The 24,758-nt window shown below is 51.6% G+C and carries 22 protein-coding genes and 1 pseudogene; 13 read left to right on the forward strand and 10 right to left on the reverse strand.

Features of this window, described 5'->3' with window-relative positions; translation table 11 throughout:
* The first annotated feature begins 7 nt into the window (after window positions 1–7).
* Window positions 8–436, forward strand: coding sequence for a hypothetical protein (locus JFL75_RS18010; protein WP_215628059.1), 429 nt, complete (start codon window positions 8–10; stop codon window positions 434–436).
* Window positions 437–723: 287 nt separating this feature from the next.
* On the opposite strand, the gene JFL75_RS20990 is transcribed toward JFL75_RS18010, so the two are convergent.
* Window positions 724–1,179: an integrase core domain-containing protein gene (locus tag JFL75_RS20990; protein ID WP_223292849.1), complete on the reverse strand. Its 456-nt coding sequence runs from the start codon at window positions 1,177–1,179 to the stop codon at window positions 724–726.
* Between JFL75_RS20990 and JFL75_RS18020 the strand changes: the two genes are divergently transcribed.
* Complete coding sequence (locus JFL75_RS18020) at window positions 1,078–1,308, forward strand: hypothetical protein (RefSeq protein ID WP_223292852.1); 231 nt, start codon at window positions 1,078–1,080, stop codon at window positions 1,306–1,308. The genes JFL75_RS20990 and JFL75_RS18020 overlap by 102 nt on opposite strands.
* Window positions 1,309–1,335: 27 nt before the next feature.
* Here the strand turns inward: JFL75_RS18020 and JFL75_RS20995 are convergent.
* Window positions 1,336–1,647, reverse strand: a pseudogene (locus JFL75_RS20995) (helix-turn-helix domain-containing protein); the annotation flags it as partial.
* 463 nt (window positions 1,648–2,110) lie between these two features.
* On the opposite strand from JFL75_RS20995, the gene JFL75_RS18030 reads away from it, so the two are divergent.
* The 3 genes from JFL75_RS18030 to JFL75_RS18040 all read left to right on the forward strand — a co-directional run bounded on the left by JFL75_RS18030 (window position 2,111) and on the right by JFL75_RS18040 (window position 3,758).
* A complete protein-coding gene (locus JFL75_RS18030; RefSeq protein WP_215628061.1) occupies window positions 2,111–2,257 on the forward strand; it encodes a hypothetical protein in 147 nt (48 codons plus the stop codon).
* A 75-nt stretch (window positions 2,258–2,332) separates the two neighbouring features.
* Entirely contained in the window at window positions 2,333–3,112 is a 780-nt protein-coding gene (locus JFL75_RS18035) for an NADase-type glycan-binding domain-containing protein (RefSeq protein WP_215628062.1), read from the forward strand.
* Between the two features lie 271 nt (window positions 3,113–3,383).
* Complete coding sequence (locus JFL75_RS18040; protein ID WP_215628063.1) at window positions 3,384–3,758, forward strand: hypothetical protein; 375 nt, start codon at window positions 3,384–3,386, stop codon at window positions 3,756–3,758.
* A 194-nt stretch (window positions 3,759–3,952) separates the two neighbouring features.
* Here JFL75_RS18040 and nifJ read toward each other — a convergent pair whose 3' ends face one another.
* On the reverse strand, window positions 3,953–7,510 hold the full coding sequence (nifJ, locus tag JFL75_RS18045; protein ID WP_215628064.1) for a pyruvate:ferredoxin (flavodoxin) oxidoreductase: 3,558 nt from the start codon (window positions 7,508–7,510) through the stop codon (window positions 3,953–3,955).
* An 85-nt stretch (window positions 7,511–7,595) separates the two neighbouring features.
* On the opposite strand from nifJ, the gene JFL75_RS18050 reads away from it, so the two are divergent.
* Window positions 7,596–7,823, forward strand: a complete 228-nt coding sequence (locus JFL75_RS18050; RefSeq protein ID WP_215628065.1) for a hypothetical protein — start codon at window positions 7,596–7,598, stop codon at window positions 7,821–7,823.
* 49 nt (window positions 7,824–7,872) lie between these two features.
* On the opposite strand, the gene JFL75_RS18055 is transcribed toward JFL75_RS18050, so the two are convergent.
* Entirely contained in the window at window positions 7,873–9,417 is a 1,545-nt protein-coding gene (locus tag JFL75_RS18055) for a DUF5312 family protein (protein ID WP_215628066.1), read from the reverse strand.
* A gap of 85 nt (window positions 9,418–9,502) precedes the next feature.
* Between JFL75_RS18055 and JFL75_RS18060 the strand changes: the two genes are divergently transcribed.
* Window positions 9,503–10,486, forward strand: a complete 984-nt coding sequence (locus tag JFL75_RS18060) for an epoxyqueuosine reductase (protein WP_215628067.1) — start codon at window positions 9,503–9,505, stop codon at window positions 10,484–10,486.
* Window positions 10,487–10,528: 42 nt separating this feature from the next.
* Here the strand turns inward: JFL75_RS18060 and JFL75_RS18065 are convergent, their stop codons facing one another.
* Window positions 10,529–11,116 (reverse strand): DUF4398 domain-containing protein, encoded by a 588-nt coding sequence (locus JFL75_RS18065; RefSeq protein WP_215628068.1) that lies wholly within the window; start codon window positions 11,114–11,116, stop codon window positions 10,529–10,531.
* A 316-nt stretch (window positions 11,117–11,432) separates the two neighbouring features.
* Between JFL75_RS18065 and JFL75_RS18070 the strand changes: the two genes are divergently transcribed.
* On the forward strand, window positions 11,433–13,901 hold the full coding sequence (locus JFL75_RS18070) for a CHASE2 domain-containing protein (protein ID WP_215628069.1): 2,469 nt from the start codon (window positions 11,433–11,435) through the stop codon (window positions 13,899–13,901).
* Window positions 13,902–13,907: 6 nt separating this feature from the next.
* Here the strand turns inward: JFL75_RS18070 and JFL75_RS18075 are convergent, their stop codons facing one another.
* Together JFL75_RS18075 and JFL75_RS18080 are read right to left on the reverse strand one after the other, a co-directional pair.
* Complete coding sequence (locus JFL75_RS18075) at window positions 13,908–14,975, reverse strand: NlpC/P60 family protein (protein ID WP_215628070.1); 1,068 nt, start codon at window positions 14,973–14,975, stop codon at window positions 13,908–13,910.
* A 235-nt stretch (window positions 14,976–15,210) separates the two neighbouring features.
* Window positions 15,211–15,765 carry a helix-turn-helix domain-containing protein gene (locus tag JFL75_RS18080; protein WP_215628071.1) on the reverse strand — a complete coding sequence of 185 codons (555 nt, stop codon included), beginning with the start codon at window positions 15,763–15,765 and terminating at the stop codon, window positions 15,211–15,213.
* 291 nt (window positions 15,766–16,056) lie between these two features.
* On the opposite strand from JFL75_RS18080, the gene JFL75_RS18085 reads away from it, so the two are divergent.
* The 5 genes from JFL75_RS18085 (at window position 16,057) to JFL75_RS18105 (ending at window position 21,914) form a co-directional block, all read left to right on the forward strand.
* Window positions 16,057–17,151, forward strand: a complete 1,095-nt coding sequence (locus tag JFL75_RS18085) for a TRAP transporter substrate-binding protein (protein ID WP_215628072.1) — start codon at window positions 16,057–16,059, stop codon at window positions 17,149–17,151.
* A 115-nt stretch (window positions 17,152–17,266) separates the two neighbouring features.
* Window positions 17,267–18,664, forward strand: coding sequence for an MmgE/PrpD family protein (locus tag JFL75_RS18090; RefSeq protein WP_215628073.1), 1,398 nt, complete (start codon window positions 17,267–17,269; stop codon window positions 18,662–18,664).
* 87 nt (window positions 18,665–18,751) lie between these two features.
* Window positions 18,752–19,324 (forward strand): TRAP transporter small permease, encoded by a 573-nt coding sequence (locus tag JFL75_RS18095; protein ID WP_215628074.1) that lies wholly within the window; start codon window positions 18,752–18,754, stop codon window positions 19,322–19,324.
* Window positions 19,325–19,422: 98 nt separating this feature from the next.
* Window positions 19,423–20,697, forward strand: coding sequence for a TRAP transporter large permease (locus JFL75_RS18100; RefSeq protein WP_223292697.1), 1,275 nt, complete (start codon window positions 19,423–19,425; stop codon window positions 20,695–20,697).
* 29 nt (window positions 20,698–20,726) lie between these two features.
* Window positions 20,727–21,914, forward strand: coding sequence for an MFS transporter (locus JFL75_RS18105; protein ID WP_215628076.1), 1,188 nt, complete (start codon window positions 20,727–20,729; stop codon window positions 21,912–21,914).
* A gap of 26 nt (window positions 21,915–21,940) precedes the next feature.
* Here JFL75_RS18105 and JFL75_RS18110 read toward each other — a convergent pair whose 3' ends face one another.
* From JFL75_RS18110 to JFL75_RS18120, 3 genes are read right to left on the reverse strand one after another with little or no spacing between them, the layout of a single operon-like run.
* Window positions 21,941–22,924, reverse strand: coding sequence for a carbohydrate kinase family protein (locus JFL75_RS18110; RefSeq protein ID WP_215628077.1), 984 nt, complete (start codon window positions 22,922–22,924; stop codon window positions 21,941–21,943).
* A 4-nt stretch (window positions 22,925–22,928) separates the two neighbouring features.
* Complete coding sequence (locus tag JFL75_RS18115) at window positions 22,929–23,780, reverse strand: carbohydrate ABC transporter permease (RefSeq protein ID WP_215628078.1); 852 nt, start codon at window positions 23,778–23,780, stop codon at window positions 22,929–22,931.
* Window positions 23,781–23,794: 14 nt separating this feature from the next.
* Window positions 23,795–24,682, reverse strand: a complete 888-nt coding sequence (locus tag JFL75_RS18120) for a carbohydrate ABC transporter permease (RefSeq protein ID WP_215628079.1) — start codon at window positions 24,680–24,682, stop codon at window positions 23,795–23,797.
* Window positions 24,683–24,758: the final 76 nt, after the last annotated feature.

The raw sequence follows: 24,758 nt of genomic DNA on the forward strand, positions 1-24,758 counted from the left end.
ATTAAATATGAAGATACAAGAATTCCTTAAAACTTTAAAATTCTCAGATAAACTAATTAAATTAGGAGGATTTGAATATTTACTTGAAAAGTGGGAAGATATTGTTTTACATATTCCCTATAGTAAAAAATACCAATATGATGATTATTTGCATGATATCTCGATACGTGAAACAATCCTTCAGTTTCAAGAAAATTGCGAAATAGACCAAATAGTACTAGACAGGATTTACAAAGCGGATTCAATATTTAAATCAAAAACAATAGAAGTAAATTATCTTTGGTCAAAAGGATTGGAAAAAAGTAATAAAGAAAAAGAATGGTTTTGTTATCGGGTGCCACCTGAACGTATTTGCGATTGGTATTCTATAAAAAGCGAAGAAATGAAAATTTATTTTGAATGGGTAAAAAATCAATCAGAAGTATCAAGAAAATAGGAGAACAGGAATGAAACAGAAAAAACTGTGAATGAAGCGAAAATTGGAGACCGTAGTGCCAACAAATAGAAAATAGAGAGAAAAGAAAGCTCAGCGAAAAAATCCGCTGAGCTTTCTTGTAAGAGATCAGTTTATGCAAATAAAAATAACCATGTTTTGGTAAAAAAGTATAAGAAAAATCCAAAGAAACGAGAAAACATATCATAAAATGGCTGGTAAACTAAGTCTTTGGACAGAGAAATCCCCGGTAAAGAGAAACGAGAAAAGTAATCTAGAAAATCCCTTGCTTACGCCGCATCCCTAAAGTAGTGGTTATGAAGTCCAAAAAGAACCGGCTGTTTCCTGATCTTCCCTATGGTATTCGATATTGGTACGGGTCTATTCGGAATAGCGTTAATCCCTTGATGTGGTCTATAGTTATTGTAGTAGAGAATATAGTTGGAGACCAGATTTCTCAGCTGTCTGAAAGAAAAGATAATAAAATGATCGAGACACTCCTGACGCAGAGAACGTACAAAGCGTTCGGCATAGGCATTCATGTTAGGACAGTAGGGTAAAATGGAAACATGGTTAAACGAGTAATCCTGATAGGGAAAAAACCTAAACTCACCTGAATTGTCATGAATAAGTGTTGTTCCGGGATGGGTGTACTCAAACTCAATAAACTGATTCTTAAGAAAAAGTCTGTTCGGATGATCGGTAACTCCGAACTGAATAATTTTGCGGGAAGCAATTTCTATAATGAAGAAGACATAGAAAGGATGATTACCGGAGAAGACGGAATCGACGGTACAGAAGTCACAGGCAAAGAGAGATTGAAGATGACTGGAAATAAAACTTTTCCAGGATTCGTTGTATTGGATCTGCCCTGAACGGAAGGCGTTAGAGATAATTCTGCGGATAGATTCGTGAGAGACAGAGATAGAGATCTTCTTGAGTTCATCCTGTATGCGCCGAGCACCCCAGAGTGGGTTGTGTTTTTTGAGAGAAATAATGAGCTGAACGAGATCCTTTGATAAAGGTTTTCTGCCTTTCTTTTTGTGTGGGAAAGACCACCTAAGTTTTCTGATGATACACCACCGGGACAGAAGTGACGTTGGTGAGAACGGCCAGGTGTGATGTTTTGATAAAGAGAAATGTTTAAGTCGTTGTAAGAGAACGAGGATTTGCATGATGAGGCAAAGGATAAGTGATGAAAGGATGAATATCATAGAGAGCAGAATAACTAAAAGCGGGATTAAAATAAAGTAATGAATAAAAATGAGAAGTATGATATATTGAGAGTGGTAGAAAGATCTTTGACAAGTGAGAGAAGGCGACAGTAGAGAGGGACCCGAAGAGGGGGTAGCGTAATACTAATTTAGGCTTTGCCTAAATTAGTATGAAGCGAGGGGGAGCAGCCCGCGCGGAAGGGCAGCATAGAGCGAACTAGAGCAGCAAGTACACGTGTGAGAAGGTACCGCCGGGTGCCGCATAAAAACGGGGATGAGCGACTTTCGAGGCGAACGCCGACGAGGAGCCATCCCCGTTTTCATACGGCAGGACCCGCTGGTACGGTATCCCGTGTGCTTGCTGCATGTAAAGACTCTGTGCTCCCCCAACTATAAAGGCAACACTTGGATATCGGGGCAACGGCCTCGGTCAGCTCCAATTCACATAGACGGCAATGGGGTTATGGCAGATGAATGGATATTGATTCATCCAAATGAAATTACAAATCCTGAAAGTCAAAAATACCCTGGAGGTCCCTATGATCCTCCAGGAAGTCTTGGTTGGCAAATACCCAATTTAGAAGATTGTAATGAAGTAATAGACGTTTAAAATACATTAGGATTTGATGTTGGTCATGACATTAAAATACGAGTACTCAATAAAGGTTATAAGGAATAATCGATAATGAAAAGTCAATGTTTTATATGCATGGTATGCTTTTTTATTTGTACCATATCAATTTTTGCAGATGGAGTATCTGGTATATTATATGTCGACTATCCATTTTCTGTTAAATTTTCTGGTGATGAGATTGTATTTACGGAAGTAAAAGATGGAGGGGACACGGCAATATCACGAAAAGGACGATTTGTTATAACTTATGAATATTCAATCCCTTTTTTGAATATAAACTATGATGATGGTGAAAATATAAAACAATTAATGATTAAGAATGACAATATTTGTGCTCTTCTTGACGAAGCAAAATTGATTTTTTTGGGAGCAGCGAGTAGTTTCAATCAACGCGAAGGGTATTTACCGCCATCGAATGTTACGGCAACATCCTTTTTGACTGAAAAGGATAAAACATACACACCTGAAAATTTAACGAAAAATCCCTATTCGGAAAATCCTTGGGCGGAAGGTGTAAATGGTCAGGGTATAGGAGAGAAATTGTATATAAGAAATACAATCGCAAGAGAATTATATATTTCAATAGGATTTGTTTCTTATACTAGACCATATCTTTATATTATGAATTCCAGACCAAAAGAATTAAAATTTTCAGTGGATGGAAAATTTTCGTTTATACAACATTTATCAGATACACCAGAATATCAAAAAATAATATTTCCAGAACAAGTTAACAGAAATGATATTTTGATAGTTGAAATTATATCCGTATATGAAGGCACAATGTATCAAGATACATGCATAAATAGTCTTATTGTAAAGATGTGGTAAATGCATTGTAATGCTAACAAATAGAAAGCAACTGAAAAACAAATCTGGTATGAAACTGAGTCATTTTCTTTGTTTAATCTGAGAAAAGGGAAGAATTTTATGGAAACCAGATCGAATAAAGAATCCATGTTTTAGCATTTATACTATTGTCATTTCCTTACTATTCTTTAGTATGTAAGGATAAGGTTTTAAAAAATTAAATGATATGAAGCGATGGGAGCCCCTTCGAACGATGGTGGTATAGTGTTTATTTGAACCGAAAAGAGCAGAAATGGACAGTACAACAATATTTAATCGATTGGTTCAGGTTCTCTGTCTTTTATCATCCAGCTATGAAATTCAAAAAAGTGCTTTACCGGCAAATATTGTTTTAGCTGATGAACTTGCGCTTCTCTTTGATGATGTATTTATTTTTTGTGAAAGACTTCAAAAAGAAAAATTCATATCGTCCGAACAGTTTAGCTTGCTGAAGCAGTTAGACACTGTTTTTAACGAAATGAGTGCTATAAAAGAAATTTGGTCGGACTCGGCATTGGAAAAAGAAAAAGACTGGGATGGTATCAGGGAAAAGGCATCTCTTTTATTAAAAAACTTGGGACAGGACTATACTCTTCCTTCAATAGATTGGGTCACATTTATATTTTAACAGCAAACCCCAATCGTCTTTGAGCTATAACGGGTTTGCCAATGAGCTTTCTCGGCTGTGATATCGATATTCTTCGGCATGACTTTCCTCAAATATAAAAAAGCCCGGAACCATTTCCGGCTCCGGGCTCACTGCTTAATTTCTAGGAATCGGTTCGCGGAGCCGCCGCAGGACGGCGGACTCCGGAAATACCATTAGAAGGGCCGTTCTGAAATATACTTGTATTCCTTCCAGGTCCGTTCCGCCTGCGCCTTGGCCTTTGCTAGGAGCGCTTCGGCCCGGGCCGGATCAGCGGCCTTAAGGCTCTTGAACCGTACTTCCTTGTACATAAAGTCTTCCAGGGTCGTGGTCGCTTCCTTGGAGTCCAGCTGGAAGGGATTCTTGCCTTCGTCCTTGAGCCGGGGATCGTACCGGAACAGCGGCCAGATACCCGAGGTCACCGCCGCTTTCTGCTGGTCCATACCGGTCATCATGTTGATACCGTGGTTGATACAATGGGAGTAGGCGATGATGATTGAAGGTCCATCATACGCTTCAGCTTCCCTGAATGCTTTGATGGTCTGGCTGATATTGGCGCCCATGGAGATCTTGGCTACATACACATAGCCGTAGCTCATTGCCATGGCTCCCAGATCCTTCTTGGCGATATCCTTACCGGCCGCCGCGAACTTGGCGATGGCCCCGAAGGGTGTTGCCTTGGACATCTGGCCGCCGGTATTGGAATATACCTCAGTATCCATCACCAGGATATTTATATTCCGGCCGGAAGCGATTACGTGGTCCAATCCGCCGTAGCCGATGTCGTAGGCCCAGCCGTCGCCGCCCAGGATCCATACCGACCGCTTGATAAAGTGGTCTGCCAGGGAAAGCAGGTTTTTGGCGGTGGGTTTGGAATCGCCCTTCAGGGCTGCCTTGAGTTCATCCACCCATTTGCGCTGCTGTTCGATTTCCTCGTCGCTGGCCTGGGCGTTCCCAAGGATCTTTCCGAGGAGGTCGGCCTGGATGCCTTCACCCTTGGCTTTTGCTCCCACTTCCCGGACGTGCTCCGCCAGCTTGTCGCTGGTCAGCCGCATACCCATACCGAATTCGGCGGCGTCCTCAAAGAGGCTGTTGGACCATACGGGACCGCGTCCGTCATCCCGCTGGGCATAGGGCGTGGTGGGCAGGTTCCCGCCGTAGATTGAGGAACATCCCGTGGCGTTGGCGATTACCGCCCGGTCTCCGAAGAGCTGGGACAGAAGTTTTACGTAAGGAGTCTCACCGCAGCCCGCGCAGGCGCCGGAGAACTCAAACAGGGGCTGCTTCATACCGATGCCTTTGGCCAGGCTGAGGTTGAGCAGTTTGGGATCCGTATTGGGGATCTTGAGGAAGAAGTCCCAGTTCGCGGCTTCGGTTTCCCGGAGGGGAATCTGGTGTTCCAGGTTGATAGCCTTTTTGCCTTCCTCGGTCTTGCTCTTGGCAGGACAGATGTTGACGCAGGCGCCGCAGCCGGTGCAGTCCTCGGGAGCCACCTGGAGGGTGAACTTCATGCCTTCGAATTCCTTGCCCTTGGCGTCCACTGATTTGAACGTCGCGGGAGCGCCGTTAGCCTTGTCCGCCGCATAAGCCTTCATGCGGATAACCGCGTGGGGGCAGACCATGGTACAGTTGCCGCACTGGATACAGATATCCGGCTGCCATACGGGGATCTTTTCGGCGATATTCCGCTTTTCGTATTTCGTGGTGGCCGTGGGGAAGGTCCCGTCGTCGGGCATCTTGGATACGGGGAGTTTTTCGCCCCGGGAGGCGATGATCTCTCCGATCACTTCCTTGACGAATTTGGGAGAATCCGCGGGAACCGGGGGCGCCATGTGCAGGCTGCCGCTGGTGGTCTTGGGATAATCAACCTTCTCAATTCCGGCCAGGGCCATGTCAATGGTGTTGATGTTTTTCTTCACCACTTCTTCACCCTTCTTGCCGTAGGTCTTCTTGATGGCCTGCTTGATCAGATCCACCGCTTCGGCTTCCGGAAGAATGCCGGAAATCTGGAAGAAGGCGGTCTGCATGATGACGTTGATCCGCCCGCCCATGCCCGCTTTTTCGGCGATGCTGGTGGCGTCGATCACGTAGAACTTCAGTTCCTTATCGATAATCTTCTGCTGTACTTCCACAGGAAGGTTCGCCCAGATTTCATCCTTGCTGAAGGGGCTCGCCAGGAGGAACGTACCGCCCTTCTTGATCTTGGCGAGCATATCCTGTTTTTCCACAAAACTGAACTTGTGGCACGCCAGGAAATTCGCCTTGGATACCAGGTAGGGTTTCTTGATGGGTTTCTTCCCGAACCGGAGATGGGAAACCGTAATGGTTCCGGCTTTCCGCGAATCGTAGGAGAAGTACCCCTGGGCGTTGTTGTCGGTATTCTCGCCGATAATTTTGATGGAGTTCTTGTTGGCGCCCACGGTTCCGTCGGAGCCGAGTCCGTAGAACAGGGCTTCATGGACCCCGGTTTCGTCCAGTTCAAAATCCTCGTCAAAATCCAGGGATGTATGGGTCACATCATCGTAGATACCCACGGTGAATTTATTCTTCGGCTCCGCCGCCTTAAGGTTGTCGTAAATCGCCTTGGCCATGGCGGGGGTGAATTCCGCGGAACCCAGCCCGTAGCGTCCGCCCACGGTGACGGGGTATTCCTTGAACTGGCTTTTGCCGCCGATCATGGCTTCGCCGATGGCGGTGCGAACGTCTTCGTACAGGGGTTCGCCCAGGGAGCCCGGCTCTTTGGTCCGGTCCATGACCGCAATGGCCTTGACCGTGGAGGGCAGGGCTTTGACAAAGAGGTCCGCGTCAAAGGGCCGGTAGAGCCGCACTTTAAGAACGCCGACTTTTTCCCCCTTGCTGTTGGCGAAATCCACGTATTCTTCCACCGGTTCCGCGCCGGAACCCATGATAATGACCACCCGTTCCGCGTCGGCGGCACCGTAGTATTCGTAGATTTTATAGCTTCTGCCCGAAAGTTTCGCGAACTGGTCCATGTATTTCTGGACGATCGCGGGGACCGCGGCGTAGTACTTATTGACCGTTTCCCGTCCGGCGAAGTACACATCCGGGTTCTGGGCGGTACCGCGGATGGCGGGTTTTTCGGGGGTAAGGCCCCGGGCCCGGTGGGCCGCGACCAGATCGTCGGAAATCATCTGACGCATCACGTCGTAGGAGATTTCCTCTACTTTCTGGACTTCATGGGAGGTCCGGAAACCGTCGAAAAAGTGCAGGAAGGGGAGTTTCGCTTCCAGGGTGGAAGCGTGGGCGATCAGCGCCATATCCATGACTTCCTGAACGTTGTTGGACGCCAGCATGGCAAAACCGGTCTGCCGGCAGGCCATTACGTCCGAATGGTCACCGAATATGGAAAGTCCCTGGGCGGCCAGCGCGCGGGCCGCGATGTGGAATACCGTAGGAGTCAGTTCCCCGGCGATTTTATACATATTCGGGATCATCAGCAGAAGTCCCTGGGATGCGGTGAAGGTGGTGCTCAGGGCGCCCGTTGTGAGGGCTCCGTGCACGGCGCCCGCGGCCCCGGCTTCTGACTGCATTTCTACAACCTGGGGGATGGTATCCCACAGGTTTTTCCGGCCCTGGGCGGAAAACTCGTCGGAGAGCTCACCCATGGGACTGGACGGCGTGATCGGATAGATCGCTATCACCTCACTGAGCGCGTGGGCCACGTGGGCTGCCGCAGTATTTCCGTCAATCATAACCATGTTTTTTTCGGACATTGTTCTTCCTCGTTGGTAGTGTGACACCATTCTAATTGGCACCATGAATTTTTGCAAGCACCGGGCGGGAGAGAACGCTATATTAGTGAAGAAAAATGATAAATACCTGACATTCCGGCGGCAGGATATCCGTGGTAAATGGGGAATTTTCAGAGAAGCATGGGCTGCTATTGCCGGGGCCGTAACGTACGGCACCCCGCGCGGCCTTGTTCCCGCCATGCTTCTGTGCCGCTGCCCGGTATACGGCGGGTATTCTGCCTTTGATGGGGATGGGTATGGAAAACACGTCCGGAAGGGTGTGTTGCCGGGATAGTGATGTGCCTAGGAAAATACCCATAGGATTGGCACACTTCCTGAGGTACTTATTCTTCCCCGTTTTCCCCGGCGGGCCGGGCAAAAAACTGCATCATCTGTATAAAATAGTATATTTTTTTGTACACCTCGGTTATCCGCTGGGCAATGGGCTCCTCCGAGGTGGATTCTATTTCCTTCCAGTTCATGATGAGTTCATGGGGATTTTTCTGGTAATCCTCGAGAATTCCCTTAAAATGCTTGCCGATAACAATCAGGGCCTGAGCCGAGAGGATGATCATCTTCTGGGCCTCTTCGTTTACCGACTTCAGGATAATCCTGATATATTTGGCCTGGCCCTTGTCCCGGTCTACCTTCGCCAGAGCCGCCTTGAGCCGGGAGCCGTTCTCCCCGTTGTCGCTCAGGGCTTCGTCAAAAGCCAGGATTTCCTCGGATATTCCCATAATAGTGTGGAATCCCTCGGACATCTGCTGGGACAAGATCGGCGAGGCCCACTGCCCGCGGATCAGGAACAGATCACAGAGTTCCCGGATATCCCGTTTAAAGAAATCAAGGAGAAAGGCTTTGAGGTAGTTGAGCCCCTGGGCGTGGGTAAACCCGTCCATGCCTTTTTTCAGGTAAATTTCGTTGTTTTTGTCGGTGTAGTACTTCATCCGCTCCACATCAGCGGTGCCGAATACAGCCTTTGCCAGCTGTTCAAGCTGGGCGTTCCGTTTATCGTTGAGAATGCGGTTTACAAGTCCCTCGGTTTCGCTTTTCTTTTTATCCAGAAATGGTTCGACAATATGCTCATCGGGAATCCGGGGCAGGGACTGCCAGTAAGGATCCTTGTCGATTTGTCTGACCATGAGTTCCAGGATTTTCGAACGCTTTATGTCCCGGAGGAGCACCAGAAGCTTGTTCCACTGAGCCAGGGAAACGACGTCGATGTCCCCTTTGTAGTTTTTCAGCACCTCCATGGCGGTTTTCCAGTCCTGGTCGGGGTCCACCGCGTAGGCAATCTCGAGGAAGTCCTTGATATCCTCGGTGATATATTCCGCCCGGATTGCCTCAAATTTCGGCTGGTACGTAAAATTCCGTTCCGACATGTTGGCGTCGAATTTTTTAAGGAGAAAGAAAAAGTCGAAATTGACGAACTGGTTGAACGCCATGATAAGGTTGTAGCCGTCGTCAATGGCCTTAATCCGGGTATTGTCAAACCCGGAAACGAGCTGGCTCAGCTCTTCCCGGAGCTGGCGGGCCAGTTCTTTGGTCTGGACCGTTTTTGCCCGTTCCTCAATAGCCTCTTTGGATAACCGTTCCTGGATACTCAGGAGTTTTTTGTCCATAAAAAACTCAATGGTTATCTGTTTGAGCTGTTCCGATTTCGCCGCGTTCTGGAGAAAAACCTGAGCCGGGGATACGATTTTGTACATATCGTAGAAAAACTTGGCAAAGGGCGGTTCTACCGCTTCCCCCTTTACCTTGTAAAAACGGGCGTATTTATTTTTTGAGAGATCCTTGGTAAGCTGTTTTAAGAGCTTTTTTTTGCCCGATTCAGGGTCATCACCGCCGCCGAACAGGGAAAGAATTTTTTCTAAAAAGGCAATGGCCATATATACCTCTTATTGTAATAACAAGTGCAAAAAAAAACCATGAACCATCGGTTTTATGCTATCTTAAGGGTAAAGTATCGACAAAATGCGAAAATCGTCAATAGATAAACGCCTGCTTAAGGACAATATCCGCGCCGCCGTATCCGCCGCGGGACTGCTTCCGCCGCGGATTCTCGCCCCTTTTGAGCCCGAAACCATCCGCCGGGGCAGTGTTTTTTCCGGGGAAATCCCCGAACAGTACCGCAAAGGCGCTCCCAGCCTCCTGGTTACGGCGCTGCCGTACGGAAATACCCGGGAAAACGGCGGCGTCACGGCGGAATTCCCCGCCGGAACGGCCCCGGGTACGATCGCTCCATTCGCGCAGCGCAATTACTACCGGGAAGCGGTCCGGCGTCTCCAGGGAATTTCCCGGGAATTGCGCCGTTTATACGGCGGGAAGAAATCCGATTACCGGATTCTATGCAATTCCCCGGTTCCGGAAAAACCTTTGGCCGCGGCCTGCGGATTCGGCGCCCTGGGCCGGAACGGGCTTATAATTACCCCCGAAGCGGGATCCCTGGTTATTATTGCCGCCATGACCCTGCCGTTTGAGCTGGAAGGGGACGCCCCGCCGGCGGACACGGCTGAATTTTCCCCCTGTACGGGCTGTGATTCCGCTGCGCCCCCCTGCAAAGCTGCGTGTCCGACCGGGGCTCTCCGGGGAGATGGTTCCATAAACCTTATCCGGTGCATTCAGTGGTACGCATCCGGAAAGGAAGACTCCGTTCCCGGGGATATCGCCGCCCTCTGGGGGAACCGGCTGTACGGATGCACGGAATGCCAGGATGCCTGTGTCCGTAACCGGCGGCCCATCCGCGGGGCGGACACGGCGGAAGGGCCGCTGCCTCCGGCCATGGATACCGGTGAACTGCTGTCCCTCTCCGACGAAGCCCTGAAGGCCCGCTTTAAGGGTACCGCCATGGGCCTTTCCTGGCTGGGGCCCGGGGCAATCCGGCGCAGCGCGCAGCTGGTTTTCAAAGGAACCCGTCCGGCGGACAGCGCCGGCGGCAGCGGTAAACCGGACCGGTGAATAAAAAAGCCCGCTCAAGCGGGCTTTTTCCGTATTCCGGGGCTACTGTTTCCGGGAAGCTGCCCTGATTCCGTCGGATATGGCCGTCATGGTTCCGGCCAGGATGGAGCGGGCGTTTTCGGCCTTTGTTGTGGCGTCGGCCACGGCATTCCGGGCCAGGTCCATTTCGGCCTGTTCGGTAAGGTTCCGGGCGTTGTTTATCTGTTCACCCAGGGTTTCAAAATTTATCCGCCTGTTCTGGGCCGCTCTGGCGGAATTCAGGGCGTTTGACGCCTCATCCGCGGCGCGTTTGGCTTCGGTGATCAGCCGGGTCGCGTCGTCCCTGCCGCGGACCGCCGCCGCCTTTCCGTCCGCAATGGCCTTTTCAGCCGCAGCAGTCGCTTCCTGGGCGTAGGTCTTTGCCGAATCGTACCGTTTCGCGCTGGCTTCCTGCTGCATGCGTTCCAGGGAACTCCGGGCCCGGCGGACCGTGGCTTCGGCGTAGGCTACCGCGTCGGGATCGTTTTCCGCCCGGGTTACCGCGGCCTGGGCCGCTTCCATTTCCTGGGTAGGCGGTTTGGCGCATCCCATGATAGCGGCGGCAATAATCAGGCTCAGTACTATATAAGCGATGTGCTTATGGTTTTTCACTTTCATTCCTCCTCACCGTCTCCGCGGTGCATTTTTTTATATTATCGGACACAACGACGTATATAATTGAAATATAATGCTAAAATCAGTATTTTTCAAAAACTTCGGGCAATTAGCGGTAAATATGAATAAAAAAACGGGCGATTTCCGGCGGGAAAAAAGGGAAAAATACCGGCTGGATCGGTACCCTGATTTTAACACGCTGTACCGGCGTAGACTGTTTTCTTAATAAATTATTGATCACAGGTTTGAGTTTTGTATATTCAGTATTATGCCGAAAATAACATATTAGAAATTTGAACACACAGTTAGGTGTATGCCGAAAAAACGATCATTAATCAGGCTGCTGCTGCCTTTGCTGGCAGGGATTTTCTTTGTTCTCCTGGGGGTATACCTCCTTTTGGGGCCCCGTCTGGGTCCGCATTACGATTTTCTGCTTAAGAAACGGCCGGCGCCGGCTATCGCTCCGGGGCTGATGCTTATCGATACAGGCCGCACCAATGGCCTGGAGAATTTTCTTGATCCCATGACGCTCATTGCGGCCATGGAATGTACCGCGGAACTGGGCGCTGCCTCGGTTCTGGTCCAGGCTCCGGTGCTGGGAATGTCCGCAGGGGGAGCTGAGAATGCCGGAGAACTGCTTCTCCGTTTTGAAGATGAATTCAGCAGGGTTAAAGAGAATATTGATTCACTTTTTACCGCTATCCTGACCGGTTCGGTGGATCCCGCGGATACCGGAAGCTATGTCACCAGCCTGCTTTTTCTGGTGGACCGCAGCAAAGACCGGCTGCTTTCGGACTTATACCGGAACGGCCGGATCGGTAGCGAACAGATCAGCCAGGCCGCTGAGGCCTACGGGCCTGTATGGTTTGCCCGGGATTTTCAGGCATCTCTGTTCCGTCCCGGCGAAGGAGACAGTTCCGGCGCCGGGGAGGCCGCGGATTATCCGGGAAATCCCTGGTATTTCCGGGTTCCCCCGGATCCCGATGGAACGGTCCGGCGGATCCCTCCGGTACTGTATTCCGGCGAGGAGGAACGGGAGTACATTGCCTTTGCTGCGGTAAAGGAAATGCTCCGGCCTTCCGCTGCCGGCCGGGATGAGTGGGGGATGGTCCTGCGGGGGGTGTCGCTGCCGGGAAAAACGGGGAGCGATCTTTTCATACCCCTGGATGAAACCGGAGCGGTCCTTATTCCAATTCTCCCTGAGGGTGCAGTATTCCCGCGGATAGGCCTTTCTGAACTGATCCGCTACGCAGAGCTCGACCGTGAATTGTACCGGATTCTCACGGAAATGCAGCAGCTCGGTTATTTCAGATCCCTGGAACCGGAACAGTATCCGGTGTTCCTGTATGATTTCGCGCTGGACGCCCGGAACAGCCTCCTGATTTCAAAGGATCCCGCGGACCGCGGTGAATGGGTGCTTCTCCGGGAACAGTACCTGGAGGGGCTGAAGTTTTTTTTCTCCGGCCCCGCGGAGTCCGATTTGGTCAACGGGTATGAAGAGATTATTGGATCGGGAGAACTGGATGAAGCCGGAATAGCGCAGCTCGGGGAATTCCGTGACGACCTTATCGCTGTTTTCGCCGGAGCCCGGAACTTGTTTGAGGAATTTTCGTCCCTCCGGGAAAGCCTCGCCGTCCGTCTTTCCGGAGCGTTCTGCGTGTTCGGCGCTCCGGCTTCCGGGGGACATCCGGAAAACGGAGCCGGACCCGTGAACCCTTCGGATACCGAAGCTTCCCTTTTATTCGCCAATACCGTAATCACCGGACAGGGACCGGTGCCGGTTCAATGGCCTGAACTCGCCTTCTGGTCGCTGATTCCGGTGATCCTCTGCGCCCTCCTGGTCTGGCGCTGCGGTCCCTGGCTCAGTCTTTTCCTGGGAATTGTTTTCAGCACCGTCGCGGGGATCGTTTTTTCGTATATATTTATTTACAGCGGACGCTGGATCGATCCTCTGGTTCCTGCCGCCGGGGTTTTTGCCGCGGCCGCGGCGGCCGCCGTCCTGGGATTAATCCTGAAGCGCCGGGACCGGTCCCTGTTCCGCCGGGCCTACGGCCCGTATGTATCGGGAAAAATTCTGCGGCGCATCGTCAGGGCCGGCCGCCCGGAACCCTCCGAAACGATTACCCTGGACGCGGTCATTGTGGCGGTCCGTTTCCCTGATTTATTCAGCAGGGAAAGCAGGGATAATCCCTCAGCGTCCGCCGGAATGGTGCGGGGCTACCGGGACACGGTTTCCCGCATACTGAAAGACGCGGGCGCGGCCATGGTCGGAAGCGACGGTGACCTTGTGCTGGCCGCCTTCGGCTCTCCTTTGGACCGGCAGCACTCCCGGGCCGGCAAAGGGGCCCGCCCGGAGCTGCCGCCGGAAAATCACAGTGCGGCGGAAGGAACGAAAAAAAAGCACGGAAAACATATCCGGAAAATCTCTGATTCTTTGGAAAAGGCCCTCCGCACCGCGGCGGATATTTCCGAAAACGACGAAGCCCGGTCATGGTATTTTGGAATCGACGCGGGAGAGTGCGCGTTTATGTATTCGGAGGCCTTCGGGTACGCGGCTTTCGGCCATCCGGTAGTACGGGCGCGGCTCCTGTCCAGTATTGCCTACCGGTATGAATCCCGGGTTCTGATCAGCGATACGGTTTATGACCGGCTGTCCCGGCAGAATGCCTTTGCCGGGGATACACCGGCGATCAGGAAACTGGATACCATGACCGAGCGGATTTCCGGGAAAGAAGAAGAGTTTTTCGGTATCTTCCCCGGCGGGCCGGCCGGGGATACATAAACCGGATTACCGCCGGGCGGACAGGTTTCTGATGGGGCCTTCCATGGCCCTGAGCCGGACAACCCTGCCGCCGCCGTGCTCCGGAAAAGCCCGGTAGCGTTTCCCGTCATCCGAAAAGGGAGACGCCTTTTCTCCGGGGAACGGGGGATACCGTTTCTGAGTCCACCGGATGGATTCATCCTTTAGACTCATGTCCGGACTGGACGGATCAAAGTAAATATACGATTCGTGGGCGCCCCGTTCAGACAGGGGCGCCTCATCGGTGCATTGGACGTACCGGATAATTCCCTGGTCCCGGTCCACGGACTGGATCACCGCGGAATGCACCATGGAACCATCCTCCCCGCGGAAGAGAAGCACGTCACCGGGCCTGAGATTGCCTACCCGGTCGGTCACGGCAATAATCTCCGGACTCCGGGAATTGAAAAAAGCCGTTCCCGCGTAATACGCGGGGTCCGCGTTCCGGGGAGCTCCCAGGGCTGTCCGCAGCGCTCTGCCGAGATCGAGCCCGCCCTTGCGGGCCGTATAACTGAGTACATGCCAGACGAATCCCGAACAGTCCAGCCCGACCCATCCGACGCAGTAGAGGTAATTGTAGACATCACTCTGGGTTATTTCGTTACCCTGATTGAGCACATAGGGCCGGTGGGGCAGACCCCGGTAGGAGCCGGCCTTCATTCTGGCAATATCGAATATATCCCGGGATGTGGTCCAGGTCCGTTCCGGAATATCGAAGATGACCACCTTCTCCCTGCCGTCCTGGAGGGTTTTTGCGTATTCCCTGAAACCATCGCTTTCAAGGATTTCAGTAATAGCCTCCCACAGGAATGCCGGGCCCGCCTTGCCGCCGCCGACGAATTCCCACGGCTGTTCCGCAAGTTCCGCCCGTTCATAGTTCTGGGCAAAGGGCAGCCTCAGGTTCATTACCCGTTCTCCGATGATAAACGTTCTGAAACACTGGCGGTAGGCTTCTTCGATGGCGGATTCAACACCATTGCCCCAAATCCGGGAAGGATCGGCGAACGAGGAAAACGCTTCCGCCGCGGTATCGTCAGCGTGTAAAACCGGCGGCAAACACGCGGATGCCAGGAAGAACAGAATTATTGAACTATAGAAGGAAATACAATTTCCAAAGCAGAGAGTTACCCGTTTTAGCGGCGCCATAATGTAATTATCGGGAATTCAGCGGAATATGTAAAACCTGACTGGGTTCAGCGCATACCGGAGTTTGGGTGAGGGGCCCTCAGGACTGGCTGGTCCCGGCGGTGCCGCTTTGTTTTGCGGGTCCGCTTTGGTGCCCCGCGGAGACTCATTCCTGTGACGGAAAAAGAGCCCAGAGCATTTCGGTCTTGGTGTTCGCGACATTGACCACTTCATGGTTTTTTGACGCGTCAAAACAGATGCTGTCGCCCTCATTGAGAATATACACACCGTCTTCCAGTTCGACCCTGAGTTTGCCGGACAGTACAAACCCAAACTCATAGCCCGTGGCTCCCTTGGGGTTCAGCTCCGGCGACGCTTCCGTACTGGTGCCGATTTCGAGAATATTGTAGGTGACACTGAATTTATCGAGGTTTTTGCTCGTCAGAAGGTACGCGTTCCAGCCTTTGTTTTTGCTGAGCACGGAACGGTCGTTGGCCCTGACCACGGGGCTGTCGAAACGGTCGAGTTCACCCCCGAAAAAATTGACCACATCGACTTTCAGGGCGCCGGCAAGAGCCTTAAGGGTATTGAGAGAAGGGTTCCCCTTATCGTTTTCGATCTGGCTGATCAGACTGGGAGTAATGCCGGACAGGGACGCGACGTCCTTAATGGTTAGCCCGCGTTCCTTTCGGATAAATTGTATATTACGGCCGACACTCACTGAAATCCATACCCGCTTGTTGTTAGTATATTACTTTTTAATATAAATTCAAAGTTTTGGCAAGGGTTTTATTGAATAACTGTATGAAATAATATTTAATAAATACAAACAAATCCATATAATATTTAATATATACTATCTTTTTTGAAATTATTATTTGACTATTGTAAAATACGGTGCTAGCATAATGGAGATATATTAGGGGGATATCTAATATATTAAATATTCAATCTGTCTGATTGGGTGTTTTATTTTCAGGATTGTATATGAATGTGAAGGGAGGTTCGAGTCATGAAAGCAATTCAAAAATTGGCGGGCGCTCTTGCCGCGGCGGTGCTGGTACTGTCGTTTGCTGCCTGCGGAGGGTCGGGAAGTAAGTCCTCCGGAGAATCCGCGGACAGGTCCGTGGCAAGAACCCAGCCTCTGACCCTGCGTCTGGGTTGTCTGGGGAGCGGCCGTGAAGATGACTGTCAAAGCTATCCGATCGGAAAATTCAAGGAAATTGTGGAAAGCCGTTCCAATGGCATGATCAAGGTCGATGTGTTCCCCGACGGGCAGCTCGGCGGAGAACCGGATATGATGGACCAGGTCCTGACGGGTTATCTCGATGTGGGCTGCCTCTCGGCCAATGTCCTCGCGACAGTCTGGCCCCAGTTATACGTGTATAATCTGCCCTTCGCGTTTTCAAACCTCACCGAATTCTGGCAGGTATGCGGTTCGGAAAACCCCGAATTCCTGAACGCTGTTACCGCGGCGGTTGACGGCAGCGGTAAGGCTAAATTCATTTCGTCCTTCTCCGCGGAATTCCGGGGCTGCCAGAACACGAAGCGTCCCATCCGCAAACCCGCGGATTTCAGGGGATTAACCTTCCGGGTAATGGCCGGCGAGATTTTTACGGATATTTTCCGCGCCCTGGGCGCGTCCACCGCAACGGTACCCTTTGGTGAGCTGTATACGGCCCTCCAGCAGGGCGTCGTCGACGGGGAGGATATCGGATTTTCCATGTTCTACGACAATAAGCTGTACGAAGTAGAAAAGTACGCCACCCAGTTCAACATTACCCCTACGGTCAATGCCCTTATTTTCTCGAACAGCGCCTGGAACAAACTCAGTGACGCGGAACGGGCCATTATTTACGAAGCTGCCGCGGAAGCGGAGAAGCGGAGTTTTGATGTGGTGAACAATGTTCTGAGCGTCAAGTATTTTGAACCCATGGCGGAGAAGGGTGTAACGGTTATTAAAAACTCCGATCTTACCGCGGATGAAATCAACGCATGCCGGGAAGCGGTCAGACCGGTGTGGACAAAATTCGAGCCTGTCATCGGTTCCGCTGTCTACAGCGCGTTTTCCAGCTCCGTGGACCGGGTCCGTTCCGCAGCAAAATAATTCTTACCGCTGCCGGGATTAATCCGCGCGGCGGTGTGATACGTAAAATTTTCCAAGCCTCCGGAACCGACGGTTCCCGAGGTGTATCAACGGCAAATTAATGGAGTGACTGATAATGAACAAATCCTATTCAAAAGAACTTGCGGAACTGCTTACCAACCTGCGGTATGAGCAGATTCCCCAGGAAGCCATAGACCAGGTTAAAAGAATAACCCTGCATGTCATCGGGGCATCGATCGGCGCGGTCCCGATCGACCAGACGAAAAAAACCGTGGAGATCACCCAGCGGAAGGGCGGGACCGAGGAAGCGACAATCTGGTGCAGCAACGGCAAAAAGGTTCCCATGGAAGAAGCGGCATTTGCCAACGGCACCATTGCCGACATCATGGACTGGGAAGACTGCAGCTGGACGGGCCATCCTTCGGCGGGCGCGATTCCCGCGGCTCTGGCCGTGGCGGAAGCGAAAAACCTGAGCGGAAAGGATTTTATTTTAGCGGTTGTTGCCGCCTATGAAGGATATCAGCGTATCGCCATGGCCGCGCAGCCGAGCCGGGATTACGTTATGAGCGGCCAGGGCTGGGGGCTTGTAAGCTGGCAGATCTTTTCCGCGTCCATAGCCGCAGCCAAACTGATGGGATTAAACAGTGCCCAGATGGAACAGGTATTCGGCGCGTCTCTGTACAATGCCATTGTGGCCTGCAACAAGCACGGCGAGGGTCTGGCTAAATCCGATATCTACCATTACGCCCATGGTTTCTGCGCCCGCAACGGGGTTGTTTCCGCCATCCTGACAAAAGAAGGCTTCGATAACTGCTACCGCGCCCTGGATGACGCGGACGGTTTCTGGCACATGGTTTCCGATCAATGCGACTGGGAATGGCATACCAAAGAATTCGGAACACGGTGGCTGATCAATGAAACGTACCTCAAACATTGGCCGGCGAACATGTGGGTACAGACACCGCTGGAAGCCCTGGACCGGATCATGAAGCGGACCCCCTTCAAAAAAGAAAATGTCAAAGCGATTCGGGTGAGCCCGACGCTTCCCTTTATCTGCGGGGATTATTCCAAAACAACCAGGGGAACCCTGGATGCTCAGTTCAGCATAGCCTATTGCCTTACCGCGTATATCATGGATCCGAAGATGAGCGCCGCCTGGTTCAGCGAGGAGATGCGCAACAACCGGGAGCTTATCGACTTCACAACGAAATTCTCCTACTTCGGTGAGAGCCGGATCCCCTATGATAATTTCGCGATCTTCAAGAGAGGTGACTTCCCGGAGGTAACCGTTGAGATCGAGCTGAATGACGGGAGTGTGCTTACCGAAACCATGAGTTATCCCAAGGGCCATCCGAAAAACAACTTTACCCTTGCCGAGGAGTACGATCATTTCCGCATGTGCTGCGGTCCCTATATGTCCTCCGGCCAGATTGAAAAGATGATCGCCTTTATCGACACGCTGGAAACCGCTGAGTCAATGCGGCCTTTCGCGGAAATGGGGGCGATCCGGTAACGGATCCGGTGCTAATAATCGGAACCCGGTATCCCTCCGCGGAATACCGTTCGGGATGCCGGGTTCAGTAAGGGAGCGGGTTTAAATATGAAAACCGGTAGTATTGTTCAGAAAGCCGTAAAGACCTGGTGCTGGTTCTACGACAGGGCGGAGATGCATTTTCTTACCCTGTTTACCCTGATTACCGGCGCGCTTATTATGGTTGAAATTGTGATCAGGGCCTGCGGTCTGCAGGGGTTCCGCTGGATGGAGGAACTGGGCCGTTTTATGCTGGTAACCACCACATTAATCGGATGCAGCAACGCGGTTAAAAGCAACGGGCACATGGTTATGGATGCTCTGTATAGCGTGCTGCCCCGGCGGGTTTCCAATGGTGTACGGGCGTTATCCTTTCTTATCAGCGCGGTCCTGTACCTCTACCTCGGCTGGTACGCATTTCAGTGGATGCTGAAGCTTAAGGAAATCGGAAAAATGATGGAAAGCGTCCGCTTCCCGTCATACGTAATGTGGGTTTTTGTTGCGGTTGCCCTTATCACCATGGGCGGCCGGTACGTCATACAGTTCGGCCATGGCGTGGTCAAGGTTATCCGCAACGAAGAAAGCCTGCCCACGGAGACTGAAGCGGAAGTGAATAAAGCTTTCCAGGAAGAAGATCAATAGAACCTTTGAATCCGTACTGTGTGTATGGTCCGGGTTCCGGAATTTCCTGTTTGCCGGGATTGAAAACAATCCGGTAAATCTGATCGGGGGAAAATACGTTGTTAAGCAGTGTCCTTATTATATTTTTTGTTTTGCTCATTTTAGGCGTACCCGTGGCCCATGTCGTCCTGGCGGCGGCAACCAGCGGTATCCTTATGAAAGGCGGAGACGGCACCATCATAGCCCAGCAGCTCGTACTCGGGGCGAACAGCTATATTCTGCTGGCGGTTCCTTTTTTTATCGTCTCCGGGGATATCGCCGCCAAGGGAAATACCTCGGAAAAAATCGTCAACGCGATTAACGCCTTTCTCGGAAGAGTCCGGGGCGGTCTCGGTATCGCCACTATTTTTGCCTGCGCGGTCTTCGGGGCTATCACGGGATCGGCCATGGCCTGTGTCGTCGCCATCGGCGCGCTGATGCTTCCGAAGCTTCTGGAACGGGGATATCCCCGCCTCCTGGTGATTGGCATCCTTACCTGCGCCGGCACACTGGGAGTCATGATACCGCCGAGCATTCCCATGCTTCAGATCGCCATTGCCATGCGCACCTCCGTGGGGGCGCAGTTTACCGCTGGCTTTATACCGGGACTGCTCACCGCCGCACTCATGAGTATTTATGTGTATTTCGTCGCCAAAAAAATGAATCTGCCCATTGAGGAGAAAGTTCCGTTCCGGCAGAAAATGAAAATCCTCAAGGACAGTTTCTGGGCGCTGATGTTTCCGGTCATTATTCTCGGGGGAATCTACTCAGGGCTGACCACCCCCACCGAAGCCGCGGTGGTGTCGGTGTTTTACGTAATCTTCGTGGAGCTCGTTATTTACCGTACGATAAAGGTGAAGGACCTGTACAGGATTATCGGCGCGTCCGTGGTTAACGCCGCTACATTGACATTGACCATTGCTACCGCTCAGGTTTTTGTGTGGCTCCTGACCACCGAAAAGGTACCCCTCATGCTGTACGAAGCGATCACCGCGACGATCACCAACCGGTACGTCCTTCTGTTTGCCCTCTGCGGCCTGTTTTTTATTGTCGGCTGTTTTACCAACGTTGCCACGGTGGTAATTATCCTCGGCCCCATGCTGCTCCCGGTACTTCAGTATTTCGAAATCAACCTCATTCAATTCGGCATCCTGGCTGTCATGATGGCCCAGATCGGTTTTATAACTCCGCCTTTCGGCCTCTGCCTATTTGTTTCAATGAAAATGGCGAAGAGCAGTATGGGGGAGGTTATCCGGGGATCCTATCCCTTTATCATCGCCATGTTCGCAGCAACCCTGCTGCTGCTGTTTATTCCCCAGCTCAGTACATTCCTGCCGGATCTTATTTTTAAATAAAGTTCCCTGATTGTTAGGAGGAAAGGGGAATGGTTCGGAGCGAAAAGAAGAGCCCGTTGTTCAGTAAAAAATATCTTATGGGTATATCCGTAAATCTTATGGTATGTACCTTCGGGCAGATGCTGATGTGCGCTATGCCGCTGCTGATTGCCGGCGGCGGTCATGGTATCGGTTATTCCGGATTGGCGGTATCGGCCTTTTCCTTTGGGGCGGTGCTTTTCCGGCCTATAACGGGATGGCTGGCAAGTAAACTGCCGGGCCGGAAAACCGTCAGCTTCTGTCTCATATTTTTTTCCGTGAGCTGTCTCGTCCTGTTCTGTTCTCCTCCGCTTTGGCTGACCATAGTTTTCCGGGCGGCCCAGGGTATCGTCATGAGCATCTACGGAACTATCTACGGGGCTTTGGTGTCTTATCTGATACCTTCCGACCGTTTTCAGGAAGGAATGGGGTATTACAGTATTGGTGTGCCTGCCATGTCTTTTCTTGGGCCGGCCCTGGGACTTGTGGCCATAGAACTAGCGGGCGAACGGGTGATGTTTCTTTTTTTGGCGTTCTTTACTTTTGCGGCGGCATTCATCTGTTACCGCCTCGATGTCAGGGATGAACCGGTAACACCGCCGCTGCCCAAGGGTGAGACAAATCTCTTTAGGATAACCTTCGCCGGTGAGGCTTTTTTCCCGTCAATCATGCTTATGCTTGTGTTTGTTGCCCACACCAGCCTCGTTTCTTTTCTGTCTATTTTCGCCGCGTCCCGGGGGTATGAAGGAACAACCACTTTTTATCTGCTTGCCGGTGCCGGGATTATTGCCGTGAGGCTTGTGTTTACGATGATACCTTTCCGGTTAAATGAACAGACATTGATCATCCCGGCTTTGGCTGCCCTCGGTGTTTGTACTTTGGTCATGGCTCACCTGCCGCAGGGGATTATGCTGTACTGTACTGCCCTGGTTTATGGCTGTTCCCTGGGAATTGTACAGCCGGGCTTGATTGCCGATGCCATTGGAAGAAGTCCTCCGGAACGGCGGGCCGCCGCAACCGCGACCTACTACCTTGCCCTTGATCTGGGGGCCGGTGTGGGCGGTCTGCTCTGGGCTGCCGTCGCCCGGGCGGGCGGATACATCCCGGTATATTACCTGGCGTCAGTCATCATATTCACGGTGATGATTATTCTGGTTTTCGTTCCGGCGCTCCGGACCGCGGCGGAAAAAGCATCCTGAAGACACCTTTCCCGCTTAATCCCTGATCACCGGGGATACGCTTTTTCCCAGACTTCCAGGGCACCGTATTCTTCCATAAGTTCCCGCAGTTCATCAATGGTGGGACTCCCCTGCATGGGGCCGTGTTTTGAAACCGCGAAGGAACCCACCGCGTTGGCGAATACCGCGCTGTCCCGGAGGGTCAGGCCTTTCTCGCGGGCGCAGATAAACGCCGCGTTGAAACTGTCACCGGCCCCGGTGGGGTCCACGGGTTTTACCCCGTCAAAGGTCGGCACCTGGTAAGGCCCTTCGGCGCGGGACGCTACGGTGCAGCCCTTGCTTCCCTGTTTGATGCATACCACTTCCGGGCCCATTTCCAGCCCCCGTTCTATGGCTTTTTCGACCGAATCGGTTTCGAAATAAACCAGGGCTTCTTCTTCGCTAGGCATAAAGTGGCGGGCTTTTTTTATAAAGGAACCGTACTGGCTTTTGGCGGTTTCCAGGGACATCAGCTCCGGCCGGAAATTCGTATCGAAACTCAGGGACCCGCCGCCGGCAAGGATATGGTCGATGACCTGGACACCGTATTCCTTCCAGATGGATTTTTCCCCCAGGAGCGTGCCGTTGATGTGGATCCACTTTGACTTCGGAAGACCCGGGAGTTCGAATTCCGGTACACCGTCAAAAGTGACGGCCGAATAATCGCTTACGTAATTGAACATCCGGGACCCGTCGCTGCGGTACATGACAAAGGCGATACCCGTGGCGATTTTATCGGTAATAAGGACGTGGTCGAGGTTAACCCCGTCATCCTGCATCCGTCTGTAGGCAACATTGCGGCCGAAGAAGTCGTCGCCGCTCACCCCGATAAACGCTGCGTTCAGCCCCAGGCGGGCGGCGGTGCTGATGGTGATGGCCGACGCGCCGCTGGGGTAGGGCCCCATGATGGGATAAATCTCATCCAGAGGCATATCCACATCGGGCCGGATGAATTCAACAATGAGTCCCCCCAGGGAAATGATGTCGAACATGATGCTACTCCTTTACGGCTCCGGAGGTCAGCACCTGTACCACATAGCGCTGGAGGAGCCAGAAAATCAGAATCGGCGGAATAATCGTAACCACCGTGATGGCCGAGACAATGTGGGTATCCACGGTGGCCCGGCTTTCCTGGTACAGGTAGATTCCCACGGACATGGGCATCTGCTTCGTGCTTGACAGCAGGATAAAGGGTATGAGGAATTCCGACCAGCTCATGAGGAAGGTAAAAATAAACGCCGAGAATATGCCGCTGGCGGAAATGGGCAGTACGATCCGCAGCAGGGACTGTATCCGGGAGCAGCCGTCAATCATGGCGGATTCCTCAATGGAATAGGGAACCGAGTCGAAAAATCCCTTAAGAAGATAGGTGATGAAAGGAATCTGGGCGGCAATATACACCAGCGCCGTGCTGAGGTGGGTTCCCAGGAGTCCGATCTTCGTAAAGTACCGGTACATGGGGATGATAATAATCATCGGGGAGATCATTTTAAACAGCAGAATAATGATCATAATCTGCTTTTTGAATTTCATCCTGAACCGGGACAGCGCGTAGGATCCGGGGATCGCGATGATCAGGCAGCCCAGGCATGTATACAGGGACAGCAGCACCGAGTTCTTTAAAAAACCGAAGACTTCGCTGCCTCTGAAAATATACTTGTACGCTTCAAATGAGATGGGATTCGGGAACAGCTGGGGCGGGTTCGTAAATAACTGCTGGGGTGTCCGGAACGACAGGGACACGAGCCACAAAACCGGTCCGCCGAATACGAAAATTACCAGGATATAAAAAAAGACGATTACGATTCTGGTAATCATTGTGTTTTTCTTGGAATCAACCGTTGCCATGGCACTGTCCTTTACTACTTGGTTTCGCCTTTTCTGATAAAAGACATATTGTATAAAACCGCACTGATAAGATTGATCATGAGCAGCACCATGGACAGGGCCGCGCCCCTCCCGAGGTTCATCCGTTCAAAGATCGTACGGTAGACACTTAATGCCAGAACCTCCGTGGACCGTCCCGGTCCGCCGGCGGTCAGAGCCATGATGAGCCCGAAGGAATTGAATGTGTATATTGTCGCCAGGGACAGATCCGTAAACAGGAACGTCCTGAGGGACGGCAGCGTGATGTACCGGAATTTCTGGAATCCGTTGGCGCCGTCCACCATAGCCGCTTCGTACAGTTCCTCGGGGATCTGCTGAAACCCCGAATACAGTATGAGCATACTGAAGGCGGTGCCGCACCATATATTAGCAATGGTTACCGAAATGATGGAAAGGTATTCACTGGACAAAAACGCGAGGTTGTGTCCGATGAGCAGCCTCATCACATAATTAATGATACCATAATCAAATTCACTGAGAAGGATTTTCCAGATGATCCCGATTGCCGGTGCGGGTATGATCCAGCAGGAAAGCACCACGGTTCTGGTGAATACCGCTCCCTTGATACCGAGTTTCTGCCCGGTATGTACCAGGAATGCGATCAGCAAACCGATAAGCACCTGGAAGATAAGGCTTCCGATAACATAAATGAAGGTAACCTTCATTATCTGCGCGAAATCCTTAGTCGTAAAGAATGAAATATAGTGGAAAAATCCGTACCGGGTCGGATCCCGTATCAGGGTCGCGTTGGAAAAACTGAGCCGGGCAACATCCAGCATGGGGTATAGATAGAAAATTACCAGGGACAGGAGAACCGGCAGCAGCCATAGCCAGGGGTATTCCTGAATATTTTTTCTTCGCATAATAACGTTCTCCAACAAGATGAAGTGTGGGTTCAAAGAGCAGCCCTGTAATTCAGTCAGAATACAGGGCTCGTTA

It is taken from the genome of Breznakiella homolactica, from assembly GCF_016616095.2.
Classification (GTDB): domain Bacteria; phylum Spirochaetota; class Spirochaetia; order Treponematales; family Breznakiellaceae; genus Breznakiella; species Breznakiella homolactica.

What these genes read in the sequence shown, in the direction of transcription:
- JFL75_RS18035 (WP_215628062.1), top strand. Translation starts at nt 2,333, where the DNA reads ATGAAAAGTCAATGTTTTATATGCATGGTATGCTTTTTTATTTGTACC.
- JFL75_RS18010 (WP_215628059.1), top strand. Translation starts at nt 8, where the DNA reads ATGAAGATACAAGAATTCCTTAAAACTTTAAAATTCTCAGATAAACTA.
- JFL75_RS18090 (WP_215628073.1), top strand. Translation starts at nt 17,267, where the DNA reads ATGAACAAATCCTATTCAAAAGAACTTGCGGAACTGCTTACCAACCTG.
- JFL75_RS18060 (WP_215628067.1), top strand. Translation starts at nt 9,503, where the DNA reads ATGCGAAAATCGTCAATAGATAAACGCCTGCTTAAGGACAATATCCGC.
- JFL75_RS18120 (WP_215628079.1), bottom strand. Translation starts at nt 24,682, where the DNA reads ATGCGAAGAAAAAATATTCAGGAATACCCCTGGCTATGGCTGCTGCCG.
- JFL75_RS18020 (WP_223292852.1), top strand. Translation starts at nt 1,078, where the DNA reads ATGGGTGTACTCAAACTCAATAAACTGATTCTTAAGAAAAAGTCTGTT.
- JFL75_RS18105 (WP_215628076.1), top strand. Translation starts at nt 20,727, where the DNA reads ATGGTTCGGAGCGAAAAGAAGAGCCCGTTGTTCAGTAAAAAATATCTT.
- JFL75_RS18115 (WP_215628078.1), bottom strand. Translation starts at nt 23,780, where the DNA reads ATGGCAACGGTTGATTCCAAGAAAAACACAATGATTACCAGAATCGTA.
- JFL75_RS18095 (WP_215628074.1), top strand. Translation starts at nt 18,752, where the DNA reads ATGAAAACCGGTAGTATTGTTCAGAAAGCCGTAAAGACCTGGTGCTGG.
- JFL75_RS18085 (WP_215628072.1), top strand. Translation starts at nt 16,057, where the DNA reads ATGAAAGCAATTCAAAAATTGGCGGGCGCTCTTGCCGCGGCGGTGCTG.
- JFL75_RS18040 (WP_215628063.1), top strand. Translation starts at nt 3,384, where the DNA reads ATGGACAGTACAACAATATTTAATCGATTGGTTCAGGTTCTCTGTCTT.
- JFL75_RS18030 (WP_215628061.1), top strand. Translation starts at nt 2,111, where the DNA reads ATGGCAGATGAATGGATATTGATTCATCCAAATGAAATTACAAATCCT.
- JFL75_RS18055 (WP_215628066.1), bottom strand. Translation starts at nt 9,417, where the DNA reads ATGGCCATTGCCTTTTTAGAAAAAATTCTTTCCCTGTTCGGCGGCGGT.
- JFL75_RS18110 (WP_215628077.1), bottom strand. Translation starts at nt 22,924, where the DNA reads ATGTTCGACATCATTTCCCTGGGGGGACTCATTGTTGAATTCATCCGG.
- nifJ (WP_215628064.1), bottom strand. Translation starts at nt 7,510, where the DNA reads ATGTCCGAAAAAAACATGGTTATGATTGACGGAAATACTGCGGCAGCC.
- JFL75_RS18070 (WP_215628069.1), top strand. Translation starts at nt 11,433, where the DNA reads ATGCCGAAAAAACGATCATTAATCAGGCTGCTGCTGCCTTTGCTGGCA.